This window comes from Streptomyces sp. NPDC017225, from assembly GCF_044331465.1.
GTDB lineage: Bacteria > Actinomycetota > Actinomycetes > Streptomycetales > Streptomycetaceae > Streptomyces.
In genome coordinates, this window is record NZ_JBIRNE010000025.1 from 1 (window position 1) to 13,817 (window position 13,817).

Annotated in this window: 11 protein-coding genes; 5 read left to right on the forward strand and 6 right to left on the reverse strand. The window is 70.3% G+C overall.

The annotated features are described in order from the left end of the window. The 4 genes from ACH4NX_RS33940 to ACH4NX_RS33955 all read right to left on the reverse strand — a co-directional run. Nucleotides 1–915: amidohydrolase family protein (locus ACH4NX_RS33940; protein ID WP_398153380.1), on the reverse strand; the 915-nt coding region annotated here is incomplete at its 3' end. Further along, complete coding sequence (locus ACH4NX_RS33945; protein WP_351400083.1) at nucleotides 912–2,042, reverse strand: FAD-dependent oxidoreductase; 1,131 nt, start codon at nucleotides 2,040–2,042, stop codon at nucleotides 912–914. The genes ACH4NX_RS33940 and ACH4NX_RS33945, both read right to left, overlap by 4 nt. Nucleotides 2,043–2,065: 23 nt before the next feature. Then, complete coding sequence (locus ACH4NX_RS33950; protein WP_351400081.1) at nucleotides 2,066–3,028, reverse strand: cyclase family protein; 963 nt, start codon at nucleotides 3,026–3,028, stop codon at nucleotides 2,066–2,068. Then, nucleotides 3,025–4,026, reverse strand: a complete 1,002-nt coding sequence (locus ACH4NX_RS33955; protein WP_351400079.1) for a fumarylacetoacetate hydrolase family protein — start codon at nucleotides 4,024–4,026, stop codon at nucleotides 3,025–3,027. The genes ACH4NX_RS33950 and ACH4NX_RS33955 overlap by 4 nt, the downstream gene beginning before the upstream one ends. A gap of 127 nt (nucleotides 4,027–4,153) precedes the next feature. Here ACH4NX_RS33955 and ACH4NX_RS33960 point away from each other — a divergent pair, with 127 nt between their 5' ends. Continuing rightward, the gene (locus tag ACH4NX_RS33960; RefSeq protein ID WP_351017640.1) at nucleotides 4,154–5,071 is read left to right on the forward strand and encodes a LysR family transcriptional regulator; all 918 of its coding nucleotides are present in this window, start codon (nucleotides 4,154–4,156) and stop codon (nucleotides 5,069–5,071) included. Nucleotides 5,072–5,343: 272 nt separating this feature from the next. On the opposite strand, the gene ACH4NX_RS33965 is transcribed toward ACH4NX_RS33960, so the two are convergent. After that, a complete protein-coding gene (locus ACH4NX_RS33965) occupies nucleotides 5,344–6,387 on the reverse strand; it encodes a LacI family DNA-binding transcriptional regulator (RefSeq protein WP_398129775.1) in 1,044 nt (347 codons plus the stop codon). A 69-nt stretch (nucleotides 6,388–6,456) separates the two neighbouring features. Then, nucleotides 6,457–7,506, reverse strand: a complete 1,050-nt coding sequence (locus tag ACH4NX_RS33970; RefSeq protein ID WP_351400075.1) for a LacI family DNA-binding transcriptional regulator — start codon at nucleotides 7,504–7,506, stop codon at nucleotides 6,457–6,459. 269 nt (nucleotides 7,507–7,775) lie between these two features. Between ACH4NX_RS33970 and ACH4NX_RS33975 the strand changes: the two genes are divergently transcribed. From ACH4NX_RS33975 to ACH4NX_RS33990, 4 genes are all read left to right on the forward strand, one after another. Next, nucleotides 7,776–9,095: an ABC transporter substrate-binding protein gene (locus ACH4NX_RS33975; protein WP_398129776.1), complete on the forward strand. Its 1,320-nt coding sequence runs from the start codon at nucleotides 7,776–7,778 to the stop codon at nucleotides 9,093–9,095. 84 nt (nucleotides 9,096–9,179) lie between these two features. Further along, nucleotides 9,180–10,064: a carbohydrate ABC transporter permease gene (locus tag ACH4NX_RS33980; RefSeq protein WP_398129777.1), complete on the forward strand. Its 885-nt coding sequence runs from the start codon at nucleotides 9,180–9,182 to the stop codon at nucleotides 10,062–10,064. Between the two features lie 5 nt (nucleotides 10,065–10,069). Continuing rightward, nucleotides 10,070–10,978, forward strand: coding sequence for a carbohydrate ABC transporter permease (locus ACH4NX_RS33985; RefSeq protein WP_398129778.1), 909 nt, complete (start codon nucleotides 10,070–10,072; stop codon nucleotides 10,976–10,978). Between the two features lie 110 nt (nucleotides 10,979–11,088). Further along, entirely contained in the window at nucleotides 11,089–13,680 is a 2,592-nt protein-coding gene (locus tag ACH4NX_RS33990) for a family 78 glycoside hydrolase catalytic domain (RefSeq protein ID WP_398129779.1), read from the forward strand. Nucleotides 13,681–13,817: the final 137 nt, after the last annotated feature.

Consider the following 13,817-nt stretch of genomic DNA (forward strand, 5'->3'; position numbering starts at 1 on the left):
GTCAGAGCCGAGCAGGACGCGGTCCGCCCCGGCGGCCCGGATCAACTCCCGCAGTACGTGCGGGTCGTGGACGAGCGAGTCGAAGTACAGCCGCTTCAGGTAGCTGCTGGGCGGGTGCGCGCAGCCCGCGCCCGCGTCGGAGCGGGCCGACCAGGCGTGGTCGGAGCGGCCGATGTGGGTGGGCAGGTACCCGCCGCCGTGCGCGGCGATCAGGGTCAGCCCCGGGTGGCGGTCGAGCACACCCGAGAAGATCAGGTGGGACAGCGCGACGGCGTTCTCGGTGGGCTGTCCGACCGTGTTGGACAGGTACCACCGGTCCAGCCGCTCGTCCAGGGTGCAGCCGAAGGGGTGCAGGAAGACGAGCGCGCCGGTCTCCCCGGCCCGGGTCCAGAAGGGCTCGTAGGCCGGGTCGGACAGCTCGCGTCCTGGGGCGTGGCTGGAGATCTCCACCCCGTCCAGGCCCTGCTCCAGGGCGTGGTCCAGGGCCCGGACCGCCTGCTGGGGGTGCTGGAGCGGGGCCAGGCCGAGTCCGCGCAGTCGGTCGGGGGCGGCTGCACAGTGTGCGGCCGTGGCCTCGTTGGCGAGCCGGTACAGCTTCTCGGCGGTGTCCTCGTCGGCCCAGTAGTGGTAGTGCGAGGGGGAGGGGCTGACCAGTTGCACGTCCACGCCCTGGGCGTCCATCGCGGCCAGGCGCACGGCGGCGTCGGTCAGCCGCGGGATGCGCTCGCGGACCATGGGGCCGCTGACGGCGAGGGCGGCGGGGCCGTTGCGGCGGGCGTCCAGTTCCTTGGCCTCGGCGTGGCCGGGCAGGCCGGCGACGAGCGCCTCGACCTCGGGCAGCAGGACATGGGCGTGCACGTCGATGGTGGGCGCGTTCGCCGCGGTCACGGCGGTGGGCGCGTTCTCGGCGGTCACGGCAACTCCCGGAGCAGGGTCATGGTGCGGCCCATCAGGCCGGGCACATCCGCGTCGCGCACCCCGTCGAGCTGCCACTGCCCGATCTGTACGGACGCCTCCACGACCGGGCGGACGCGGGTGATCCGCCGCTCGTAGTACGCCTGGAACAGCGCGTCGTCCCAGTCGTCGGTCCCGGTCAGCATCTGCGCGAGCACCCAGGCGTCCTCCAGGGACAGTGCGGCGCCCTGGGCGAGGGTGGGCGGGCAGCAGTGTGCGGCGTCGCCGACGAGGACGACCCGGCCGCGGTGCCAGGAGCCCTCGACCAGCAGCCGGTCGAACCAGGTGTAGTTGACCTTCGCCGGGTCGGTGATGTGCTCGGTGATCTCCGGCCAGTGGCCGCCGTAGGAGGAGATCAGGCGCCGCATCTCGTCGGCGTACGACTCCGGCGGGATCGACGCGCGGTCACGGTTGGCCTCTACGACGTACGCGTACAGGGTGGTCTCGCTGGTGGGGCAGTAGCCGGCGATGTAGGCCGGGCCGCCGTATGCGAGGTCGGTACGGACGACGCCCGCCGGACGCGGGGCGGCGATGCGCCAGATGGCCATGCCGGTCGGTTCCGGCTTGTTGGTGATGCCGATCGCGGCGCGGGTGCGGGAGCCGAGGCCGTCGGCGGCGACCACGAGATCGTAGCGGTGCTCGGTGCCGTCGGAGAGGCGCACGGAGACACCGTCCGCGTCTTGGTCCAGGATCTCGGCGGTGGTGCCGAGGCGGACTGTGGCGCCGCTGGAGCGCACGGCGTCGATGAGGATCTGCTGGAGCCGGGGGCGCTGCATGCCGACGGTGGCGGGCAGGTCGTCGCCGCCGGTGCGCAGGTCGTCCTGGGCGTGCAGGACGGTGCCGTCGGGGGCGGTGATGCCGACCGAGCCGAAGCCGTATCCGGATGCCTCCACCTGCTGCCAGACGCCGAGTTCGCGCAGGACGCGCAGGGCGTTGCCCTGGAGGGTGATGCCGGAGCCGGCGGTGGCGTTCCAGTCGTCCTTGGCCTCGATCAGGTCCACCGCGTACCCGGCGCGGCGCAGCAGGATCGTGACGGCATTGCCGGCCGCGCCCCCGCCGATCACCAGGACTTTACGGGCTTTGCTCATGGGGAACTCCCTTGTTCCGCTGGTTACTTGACGGCGATCGGGTTGACGGGTGAGCCGACGGCCCCGGTGATGGGCAGGGGTGCGGCGGTGAGCCAGAAGGCGTACTCCCCGTCGGCCGCGCAGTCCTCGGCCAGGGCGTCCAAGTCCCACATCTCGCCGATCAGCAGGCCGATGTGGGGGATGGCGACCTGGTGCAGCGGCTGGAAGGCGTGCTCGAACTCATTCGGGCGGACCTCGAAGCCCCAGGTGTCGGTGGCGATCGCGGCGATCTCGCTGCCGTGCAGCCAGCCCGCCGTGGTGAACGACAGCCCGGGCGCGGGCCCGCCGGCGTAGTCGCCCCATCCGTCGCGGCGCACCCGGGCGAGCTGGCCGGTGCGGACGAGGACGATGTCGCCGCGCCCCACCCGCACACCGTGCGCCTCGGCGGTCGCGGCCAGGTGCTCCTCGGTGATCGCGAAGCCGTCCGGCAGCTCACCGTCCTCACCGACGACCCGGCCGACGTCCAGGAGCACTCCGCGTCCGGCGACGTGCGGGGCCATGTGCTCGATGCCGGTGACCTGGTCGCCGTCGGAGGTGACGACCTGCTCGGCCGGGCGCCCGTTCCACGCCTTGCCGTGGTCGAAGATGTGCCCGAGCCCGTCCCACTGGGTGGAGCACTGCAGCGGCATCGCTATGACGTCGTCGGCGCCGCCGATGCCGTGCGGCAGGCCCTGGTTGCCGAGGGCCGCGTCCGTGCCGGTGTCCAGCATGGTGTGCACCGGATTGGTGCGCTTGCGCCAGCCCTTCTGCGGGCCGTCGATGTCGAAGCGCTGGGACAGGGAGAAACTAGTACCCCGCCGTATCAGGGCGGCGCCCTCGCGGCGCTTGGCCTCGTCGAGGAAGTTGAGCGTGCCGAGCACGTCGTCCTCGCCCCAGCGGTTCCAGTTGGAGCACGCCTTCGCGGTCCGGGCGATCGAGCCCTCGGGGTCGGTGCGGTCCAGCGTCATCGAGCCGCCTCCGCCACGCATCGGGTGCGCTGGGCACCGAGCCCGGTGATGGAACCGTCCATGACGTCACCGTCGCGCAGCAGCCGGCCCCAGTGCATGCCGTTGCCCGCCGGGGAGCCGGTGAGTACCAGGTCACCGGGCAGGAGGCGGGCGGTCTGCGAGGCGTAGGAGACCATCCGCGCCACGTCGAAGATCATGTCTTTGGTCGACTCGTCCTGCATGGTCTCGCCGTTGAGCTTCAGGTTGAGGCGCAGGTCGCCCGGGTTCGCGATCGAGGCGGTGGGCACGATCCAGGGTCCGAGCGGCGTGAAGCCCGGGGCGTTCTTGCTGCGCAGCCAGTCGGTCCCGATCTGCGGCATGTCCCGGCGGAAGACGGTGGCGCGGTCGGTCAGGTCGTTGGCGATCGTGTAGCCGGCGACGTGGCCCAGGGCCTCCTCGACGGACACCCGGTGGGCCGGGCGGCCGATCACCGCGGCCAGTTCCAGCTCCCAGTCGGGCTTCTTCGCCCAGGACGGCAGCACGACGTCGTCGTAGGGACCGGTGATCGCGCTCGGCAGCCCGATGAACACGTACGGCAGATCCTCGGCGGCCCGCCGGTCCATGATCTCGGCTGCCTCCGCGCGCCGCTCTGCCTCCGGCCGGTCGTCACCGGGCGCGCGGTGCGCGACGTGCAGGTCGATGACGTGCTGCCGGTAGTTGGCGCCGGACTGGAACACCTGGCGCGGCTCGACCGGTGCGTGCACCCGGAAGTCCGCCAGGGGCGCGCGTCGTGGCGCGCTGTCGCCGGCCAGGGCCGTCAACCGGGGCAGCACCGCCTCCCAGTCGTCCAGGAGGTCCCGCACGCTCAGGTCGGCGTCGTCCAGGGCGTCCCGCAGGTCGATCACCTGGGCGTCGGAGGTGACGAGAGCAGGGAAGGCGGCCCCGTCGAGGGCCGAAAGGGTGGCGAGGGCGAAGGGTCCGGCGAAGAGGGCGGACGCGGCTTCAGGTTTCACGGACATGTCCTCCTGATTGCGATGGCACTAATCTGGACTCGCCACCCGCGATCAGGGAAATAGATTCCGTGGATGACAGTCATCCATGAGTCGAATTTCCGCAGGTCACCGCCGAACAACGAGAAAAGCCGCCGTGAATCTCAGTCGCCTGGACCTCAACCTCGTCGTCGCCCTGCGCGCTCTCCTCGAAGAGCGCAACGTCACCCGCGCCGGACAGCGCGTCGGCCTCAGCCAGCCGGCGATGAGCGCGGCGCTCTCCCGCCTGCGCCGGCACTTCGACGACGACCTGCTGGCCCGGGTCGGCGGCCACTACGAACTCACCGCCCTCGGGCAGGTCCTCCTCGACCGCGCGTCCACCGCTTACGACCTGCTGGAACGGCTCTTCGCCAGCCAGGCGGACTTCGACCCGGCCAAGGAGAGCCGTGAGTTCAAGCTCGTGGCGTCCGACTACGCGGTCGCCGTCTTCGGCGCCGAACTCGCCCGGGTCGTGCACCAGGAGGCCCCCGGCATCCGGCTGCGTTTCGCGCAGACGCCGACCACCGTGGTGGACGCCACCGACACCCTGCTGAGCACCACCGACGGCCTGCTCATGCCGCACGGCGTCATCAGCGACTTCCCCGCCACCGACCTCTACCAGGACCGGTGGGTCTTCCTCGTCGCCGACGACCACCCGAGCGTCGACGACCGGCTGACCCGGGAGGACCTGGCCCGGCTGCCCTGGGTGACCTACCAGCGCACCTACGACGCCCCGGCGGTGCGCCAGCTCGGCATGCTGGGCATCGAGCCCCGGGTCGAGGTCTCCGTGGACAGCTTCCAGATCATGCCGCTGCTGGTCAGCGGAACCCGGCGCATCGCCCTGATCCAGGCCCGCCTGGCCCGGCTCCTCGCGCCACTCGCCGCCGTGCGCGTGGTGGAGCCGCCCTACGAGGCGGTGCCGCTGCGGGAGGCGTTGTGGTGGCACCCGGTGCACACGCACGACGCGGCGCACATCTGGCTGCGGGAGACGGCAGCCCGGGTCGGCAGGCGGATGGCCGACGAGACCGTGGGATGAGCGAGGCCCCGCACGTGAACGGAGGGCCCTATTCACGTTATGGATGGAATCCATCCGTAAAGTGAATGACGGTGGGGGTGGGCAGGGCCGGCCGGCAGGACGCATGCTCGGACGGGGCCCGTCGGTGCGCTCTTGCTCGACGTCTCTATCCGACAGCCGGAGATGATCATCGTCTCCGCGGTCGACCCTCCCGTACCGTCGGCCGGAGTTTCGCCGTGCTCGTTTTCCATGCCGTACCCGTCATCGCTCCCCACGGCCCCGAGCCGACCCGCTCAGCGAGCGGGAGCCGCCATGGTCGACCGGCGTACGACCAGTTCGGGTTGCAGCACGACGTGGCGGTGCGTGTGCCTGACTCCGTGGGCCGTGTCCTCGATGAGCAGTCGGCCGGCCTGCCGTCCCATAGCGGATGCCGGTCGTCGCACCGAGGTGAGCGGTACCACGGCCGACGCGGCGAACTCGATGTCGTCGTACCCGACCACGGCGATGTCGTCCGGCACTCTCAGACCGGCCTCGTACAGGGCCTGCAGGACACCGAGGGCGAGCAGGTCGTTGGCGCAGAAGACGGCGGTGGGCCGCTCGGGCAGGCCGAGGATGCGGTGCCCGGCGTCCTTGCCGGCCGTCACGGTGAGGGTGTCGCAGGACAGTTCTCTCAGCGCGGTGGACGGCAGGCCGGACTCGCTGATCGCGGTGAGGGCGCCGCGGCGGCGGTCCCTCACCTGCTGGAGGCGGTCGGGGCCGCTGACGTAGGCGAGGGAGCGGTGGCCCCGTTCGAGCAGGTGCCGTACCGCGGCCCGTCCGCCCACCACGTCGTCGATGCCGACGGAGCATGCCGCGGGCTGGGGCGCGTACTGGTCGGCCACGACGAAGGGCACGGCGTTGCGGCGGAAGGCCGCGACGGTGCGCCCGACTCCTTCGCCGGAGGCCAGCACGGCACCGCGGACCTGGTGCGAAGTGATCAGCGACAGGTGACGTGCCGCCTCTGCCGGATCGTGGGCGCCCGTGCAGACCATGACGCCGAGGTCCGCCTCACGGGCGGCCTGTTCCACCCCGGAGGCGAGCGCGGTGAAGAACGGGTTCGCCATGTCGAGCACCATGACGGCGATCACCCGGGAGGCCCAGCCGCGCAACTGCCGGGCGCCCTCGGCCCGGACGTAGCCGAGGGAGTCGATCACTTCCAGGACGCGCGAGCGCGTTCCCTCGGACACGATCTCGGGCCGGTTGAGGACGTTGGAGACCGTACCGAGCGAGACGCCTGCCTCCCGCGCCACGTCCTTGATGCCGACCCGGGGATGTGGGCGGCCGACAGGTCCGGCCACCGCCGTCGCTCCGTCGGAGTCACGTTCGCGGTGAGCTGGGGGAGTGGCGGTCGGTCGCCGGTCCACGGCCTAGCGTCCCTGCGGCGCGCCGGTGGTGGAGCGCACCACCAGACGGGGGGTCATCGTGGTCTGCATGGCTCTGTCCCTTCGGTTTTCGACGCGCTCGACGAGCATCCGGGCGGCGGCGGAGCCCATGGTGTGCCCCGCCTGGTCCACGCTGGTCAGTTGCACGGGGGCCAGGGCGGCGAGCGCGGTGTTGTTGTAGCCGACGAGCGACAGGTCCCGGGGGATGCGCAGCCCGAGTTCGTGCGCCGCGCGGTATACGCCCAGTGCGGCGACGTCCGCACCGGTCATCACGGCGGTCGGCGGACGGTCGGCCGTCAGCAATGTCATGCCCGCCTTGAAGCCGCCGTCGTCGGAGTAGGCGGTGTGGTGGACCCGCGCGAACCGGTCGAGTCCGTGCCGTTGCATCGCGTGCAGATAGCCCTCGCTCAGCACGGCCTCCGGAGTGCGCTTCCACTTGTTTGCCCGGGTGCCCGGGGCCGAGACCAGGGCGATGTCACGGTGGCCGAGCGAGACCAGGTGATCCACCACCAGACCGGCGCCGAGGTCGTCGGCGTCGACGACCGAGTCGTAGGTGTCGGAGGCGTCGTGGTGCCCGATGACCACGGTCGGTGTCGAAGCGGCCGTGTCCAGCACCTCCGCGCGCGGTGTCCCCGGGGCGATGAGGATCAGTCCGTCCATCTGCCGGTCCACCAGGGAACGGATGGTCCTGGCCTGTTCCTCGGGGTCGAAGCCGGCCGCGCCGATCAGCACCGTGTAGTCGGTGTGGCGGAGTTCGTCCCGGATGCCGTCGAGGATGTCGGCGAAGAACGCGTTGCGGACGTTGTCCAGCAGTACGCCGATGGTGTAGGTCCGGCCGCGCATCCCTCGCGCCGCCGCGTGCGGACGGTAGCCCAGGTCGGCGATGGCCGCCTGGACCTTCTCCCGCATGGCCTCGCTCACGCCGTAGGCATTGCGCATCACCTTGGAGACGGCGGCCGTGGACACCCCGGCGTGCCGGGCGACATCGGTGATGGTCACGCGCTTGTTCGGCTTGGCTGCGGAAGCCCCGTCCATGGTCCACGTCCCGAAGTAAGTAGTCGTTGGTGTAACGGTCTACACGTTACTCCCCGCTGTCCGTCAAGCCCTTCGTTGATCACCACGGTGTTACCTGCTTGTGTCTTGACGGTGGCGGGGGAGCGGTGCAGGGTGTTGCCCACTCGCTGTGAAGAACGTTTTACACGGCTCTGCCGGGTCGCTGCCCGCGTGCTGCCGGGCCCCGTACTACGCCCCTGGCGCTGTTTCCCGCACCTCGCCCCGCTCGTCATGATCCTTGGGAGTCCTTCGTGCCCCTTCGTACCTCCCGCGCCCGTCGTGCGCGACTGAGCCTGCTCACCGCCGGCACCGCCTCGCTCGCGCTGCTCGCCACCGCGTGCGGCGGCAGCGGGGCCGGCGGCTCCTCCTCCGCCCCCGAGAACTTCGACTACCTGAGCGTCACCGAGAACACCACCGTGAAGACGGCGCTGACCACCATGTCCAAGGGCGAGTGCAAGGCCGCGAACGACGCTCTGCCGCTGAAGGTGGAGACCGTTCCGCAGGCGAGCCTGGACCAGAAGCTCCAGCTGCTGGCCGGCCAGGACGCGCTGCCGGTGCAGTTCGCGGCGGGCAACGCCCCGGCGCTCACCCAGCAGCTGGCCAAGTCCGGCAAGGTCGCGGACCTGGAGGCGAAGCTCAAGGAGCTGGGCGTTCTCGACCAGTTGGAGCCGGCCGCCGTCTCCACCATCAAGGCCCTGTACGGCGGGGAACTCCAGGTCCTGCCGTACGAGTACAACATCGAGGGCATCTTCTACAACAAGAAGGTCTTCGCGGACAACGGGATCAAGGTGCCGGGCACCTGGGAGGAGCTGGTGTCGGCCGCGGCGAAGCTGGAGGCGAAGGGCGTCCAGCCGTTCTCCGCCTCCGGTCAGCAGGGCTGGCCGCTCACCCGTCTCATCAGCGGCTACCTCTACCGCAGCCTCGGCCCCGATGCCCTGCAGAAGGTGGCGGACGGCAAGGCGAAGCTGACCGACCCGGAGTACGTGAAGGCCGCCGAGGAGGTCGCGGCCCTCGGCAAGAAGGGCTACTTCGGCAAGGGTGTCGGGTCCATCGACTACGACACGGCGATGAACCAGTTCCTCACCGGCAAGGCCGCCATGTTCTACATGGGCAGCTGGGCACTGGCTAACATCTCCGACGACGAGCAGAACAAGATCGGCGCGGAGAACACCGGCTTCATGCCCTTCCCGGCGGTGGCCGGGGGCAAGGGCTCCGTGGACCAGTACCCGTCCAACGTCGGCCTGGGTATCACCTTCGCCTCGAAGTCCTTCGACAAGAAGACCGGCGACTGGGTGTCCTGCATCGCGAAGAACTACGGCTCCACCGCGCTGAAGGACCACGGCTCCATCTCTGGCTTCAAGGTGAACACCGAGGTCAAGGACGCGAACGAGGTCACCACCCAGGTGCGGGACACCATCAGTGCCTCGAAGCAGAACGTGCTGTGGTTCGAGGCCCTGTTCAGCACCAAGGCAACCACCGTCAGCCAGCAGAACGCGGCGGGTCTGGTCAGCGGCAGCACGAGCCCCGAGCAGTTCATGCAGACGGTTCAGGACGCGCTGGCCGCCCAGTGACCGGCCGGGGACGGCCCGCTCGCTCCTGCCCGCCCCGCCGTGCGCGGGCCGTCCCCGTCCCTCCGAAGAAAGTGGACACCACCCATGCACCGCGTACTCGGTGACCGCAGGGCCATCGCGATCCTGCTCGGTCCCGCCCTCCTCGTCTACTCCCTGATCATGCTGGTCCCGATGGTGTGGTCACTCGGGTACTCCTTCACCAAGGGCAACACGATCAACGGCTTCACCGGAAACGGCGTCGCCAACTTCTCCCGCCTCCTCGACGACCCGGCCGTCCACGACGCGCTCTGGTTCACCCTGAAGTACGCCGTCGTCGTCACCGCCGGGCAGGTGGCCGCCGGGTATCTCCTGGCGCTGCTCTACGTCTTCTTCCTCAAGCGCGCCTCGGCGCTCGTCCGCACCCTGGTGTTCTTCCCGGTCGTGCTGCCCACCGTCGCCGTCGGCCTGCTCTTCCAGAAGTTCTTCCAGGTCGCCCCGCAGACCGGCCCGGTCAACTCCCTTCTCAACGCCGTGGGCATCGACTCGATCGACTTCTTCGGCAGCGCCGGCAGCGCCTTCTGGGTCCTGATCGCCATGGACATCTGGCGCTCCATGGGCTTCTACGCGGTACTCCTCTTCGCCGGCCTGGTCGACATCCCCGACGAGGTCCTGGAATCGGCCCGCCTCGACGGAGCCACGGGGCTCAGGCTGGTCCGCCACATCGTGCTGCCGCTGTCCCTGCCGGTCCTGATGTCCTCGCTGATCTTCAGCATCAACGGCACGCTGAAGGTCTTCGACTCGATCGTCGCGTTGACCAACGGCGGTCCCGGCACGGGCACCACCCCGCTGACCCTGTACATGTTCCAGACGTCGTTCACCTACAGCGACTACGGCTACGGCAGCACGATCGCTCTGCTGCTGACCGTCGTGTGCCTGCTGGTGAGCCTGGTCGTCTACCGCGTCTCGCGGCGCGACCTCACGGAGGGCTGAGAGTCATGGCCACCATCGACACACCCGTGAAGACCTCCGCAGGCGGCTCCGGGCAGGCGCCCGTGCGTGCCCCGCGGGCCCGGCGCGGCCGTCCGGGAAGCCGCCTGTGGGTCAAGGTCGTCGTCGCTCTCCTGCTGGTCGTCGAGGTCTACCCGATGATCTGGATGTTCCTCACCTCGCTGAAGTCCAACGACGACTACCTGAACAACTCCACCTGGAGCCTGCCCACCACCTGGGAGTGGGGCAACTACACCGAGGCGTGGACGACCGGCAACATCGGCCTCTACGTGCAGAACAGCCTGCTCGCCGTCGTCCCCGCGCTCGCGCTGATGCTGCTGATGGGCACCGCCGCCGGCTTCGCCCTGCAGGTCATGGTGTGGAAGGGCCGCAGCCTCACTCTGCTGGTCTTCCTCGCGGGCATGATGGTCCCGCCGCAGATGATCCTGCTGCCCCTGTTCACGGTGTACTTCCAGACCGGCCTGTCCGGCACGCTGTGGCCGCTGATCCTCACCTACACCGGCACGGGCCTGCCCCTGACCGTCTTCATGATGGCCACCTACTACCGCAGCGTCCCCCGCGAGCTGTTCGAGGCCGCCACGATCGACGGCGCCGGCATCCTGCGCGCCTTCTGGACCATCAGCCTCCCCCTGGTGCGCAACGCCCTGCTCACCGTCGGCCTGGTGCAGTTCTTCTTCATCTGGAACGACCTGCTCATCGCGCTGACCTTCACCAACAACCAGGACCTGCGCACCATCCAGGTCGGCCTGCTCAACTTCACCGGCGACTTCGGCGCCACCCAGTACGGCCCCCTCTTCGCGGCCATCTGCATCAACGTCTTCGGCACCCTCGTGATCTACCTCTTCCTCAACCAGAAGGTCATGAAGGGCCTCACCTCGGGAGCGTTGAAGGGCTGACCCGGTCCTCGCCCCGGCCTGCCGTCTCCCCGGCACTCGGCTCCGGGGAGTTCGCCGCGCCCACCCGTCACGCTCCCGACTGTGACCACACGTGAAAGAAGGGTCGCCCCTTGCTCCCCCCTCAGCCCTCCCCGGTCAGCTTCGAGCACCTGCCGGACGGACTCGGTATCGGTGTCGCCTCCCCCCGGCTGACCTGGACCTTGCCCGCAGGCACCGGCCGCCAGGTGTCGTACGAGCTGGAACTCGAACGCCGTGGCGGCATCCGCCGCACCGGGCGCGTCGACAGCGCCGAGCAGGTCCTCGTGCCGTGGCCCGGCGACCCCCTGACATCCCGGGAACGCGCCACCGTCCGCGTCCGCGCCTGGACCCCCGACGCCGCAGGCCCCTCGGAGTGGAGCACACCGAGAGACGTCGAGGCCGGACTCCTCGACGCCGCCGACTGGCAGGCCGTACCCGTGGGCGCCGACTGGGACGAGGAACCCGAGGGCGAGCGCCGCCCCGCCCGCGTGCGCAAGGACTTCCGTCTCGACCGGCCCATTGCCCGCGCACGCCTCTACGTCACCGCTCACGGCCTGTACGAGGTGGAGATCAACGGACACCGCGTCGGCGACGAGGCGCTCGCACCGGGTTGGACCGTCTATCCGCACCGGCTGCGGTACCGCACCCATGACGTCACCGCCCACCTCACCGAGGGCGCCAACACCGTCGGTGCCTGGCTCGGCGACGGCTGGTACCGCGGCAAGTACGGCTTCGACGGCGGCACCCGCAACATCTACGGCACCGACCAGTCCCTCATCGCCCAACTGGAGGTGGAGTACGACGACGGCACCACGCAGGTCGTCGCCACCGACCGGACCTGGGAAGCGGCGCCCGGCCCGATCCTCACCAGCGGCCTGTACGAAGGGGAGACCTTCGACGCCCGCCTGCACGATCCCGCGTGGGCCACACCGTCCGCGGCCGGCACGGCGGACTGGACGCCGGTCCGCACGGGCGCACGAGATGCCGGCACCCTCGTCGCTCCTCTCGGACCGCCCGTGCGCTGCACCGAGGAGGTCACCCCGGTCACCGTCACCCGCACCGGCGACGGGCGTCACCTGCTCGACTTCGGGCAGAACCTCGTCGGCCGTCTCCGGGTCACCGTCGACGGACCGGCCGGGACCACCCTCACCCTGCGGCACGCCGAAGTCCTCCAGGACGGCGAGCTGGCCACCCGCCCCCTGCGTGAGGCGACGTCCGTCGACACCCTGGTCCTCTCCGGCGTGGGACCACTGACCTGGGAGCCCCGTTTCACCCTGCACGGATTCCGCTACGCAGAGATCACCGGCTGGCCGGGCGACATGACGTCAGGTCAGGTGACCGCCCGCGTGTACCACACGGACATGCGCCGAACCGGATGGTTCGAGTGCAGCGATCCGCTCGTCAACCGCCTGCACGAGAACGTCGTGTGGAGCATGCGCGGCAACTTCGTCGACCTGCCCACCGACTGCCCCCAGCGCGACGAACGCCTCGGCTGGACCGGCGACATCCAGGTCTTCGCCCCGACGGCGAGTTTCCTCTACGACTGCGCCGGCCTGCTCGACTCCTGGCTCACCGACGTCGGCCTCGAACAGCTCCCGGACGGCACGATCCCCTGGTACGTCCCCGTCATCCCGGGCGAACCGATGTGGACGCCGATCCACCCCGGTGCCGCATGGGGCGACGTCGCCACCCTCACTCCCTGGACGCTCTTCCAGCGCTACGGCGACCTGGAACTCCTGCGCCGCCACTACCCCATGGCCAAGGCGTGGGTCGAGCTGGTCGAACGCCTCGCCGGTCCTACCCGCCTGTGGGACACCGGCGTCCAGCTGGGGGACTGGCTCGACCCTGCCGCCCCACCGGACGACCCGGCCGCAGGCCGTACCGACCGCTACCTGGTCGCCACCGCCTACTTCGCCCACTCCGCGCGACATCTCGCCCTGGCCGCAGAGGAGTTGGGGTTCGACGCGGACAGCGAACGGTACGCGGGAGTCGCCGCCGAGGCAGCCGACGCATTCCGGCGACGGTACGTCCTGCCCTCGGCCCGCCTCACCAGCGACAGCGCCACCGCGTACGCGATCGCCCTCGCCTTCGACCTGCTCACGCCGCAACAGCGCGGACCGGCTGCCGACCGCCTCGCCGAGATCGTGCTCGCCGACGGCGCGCGCATCTCCACCGGCTTCGTCGGCACCCCGCTCATCTGCGACGCCCTCACCGACAACGGTCACCTCGACGTCGCCTACCGGCTGTTGCTGCAGACCGAGTGCCCCTCCTGGCTCTACACCGTCACCATGGGGGCGACCACGATCTGGGAGCGCTGGGACAGCCTGCGGCCCGACGGCACCCTCAACCCGGGCGGCATGACCAGCTTCAACCACTACGCGCTCGGAGCCGTCGCCGACTGGCTGCACCGGGTGGTCGGCGGTATCAGCGCCACCGCCCCAGGCTACCGCCGGCTTTCCTTCCGCCCCCGCCCGGGCGGCGGCATCAGCTGGGCCCGTGTCCGCCACGAGACTCCCTACGGGACGGCCGCACTGTCCTGGGAACTCACCGCCACCGGCATGACGGCCGACATCACGGTGCCGGAAGGCTGTACGGCCACAGTGGAACTCCCCGGCTGCGCACCCCTCGCCCTCGGGCCGGGCGACCACGTCCTGGACACCGCGGAACTCGGAGCGGCGGCCTGACCGTCTCCCGTACGCGAACAGGGACAGCCCGACGCATCACGCGATGCGTCGGGCTGCTATGTGTCTGCTATTTGTCTCGCGAATTCAAATCATCCAGGGCGTCGATGGCAGAGAATTCCATCGGTCCGTTCAATTGA

Excerpts from the sequence above, each read along its gene's own strand:
- ACH4NX_RS33955 (WP_351400079.1), bottom strand. The coding sequence starts at position 4,026 with ATGTCCGTGAAACCTGAAGCCGCGTCCGCCCTCTTCGCCGGACCCTTC.
- ACH4NX_RS33970 (WP_351400075.1), bottom strand. The coding sequence starts at position 7,506 with ATGGACGGGGCTTCCGCAGCCAAGCCGAACAAGCGCGTGACCATCACC.
- ACH4NX_RS33980 (WP_398129777.1), top strand. The coding sequence starts at position 9,180 with ATGCACCGCGTACTCGGTGACCGCAGGGCCATCGCGATCCTGCTCGGT.
- ACH4NX_RS33985 (WP_398129778.1), top strand. The coding sequence starts at position 10,070 with ATGGCCACCATCGACACACCCGTGAAGACCTCCGCAGGCGGCTCCGGG.
- ACH4NX_RS33945 (WP_351400083.1), bottom strand. The coding sequence starts at position 2,042 with ATGAGCAAAGCCCGTAAAGTCCTGGTGATCGGCGGGGGCGCGGCCGGC.
- ACH4NX_RS33950 (WP_351400081.1), bottom strand. The coding sequence starts at position 3,028 with ATGACGCTGGACCGCACCGACCCCGAGGGCTCGATCGCCCGGACCGCG.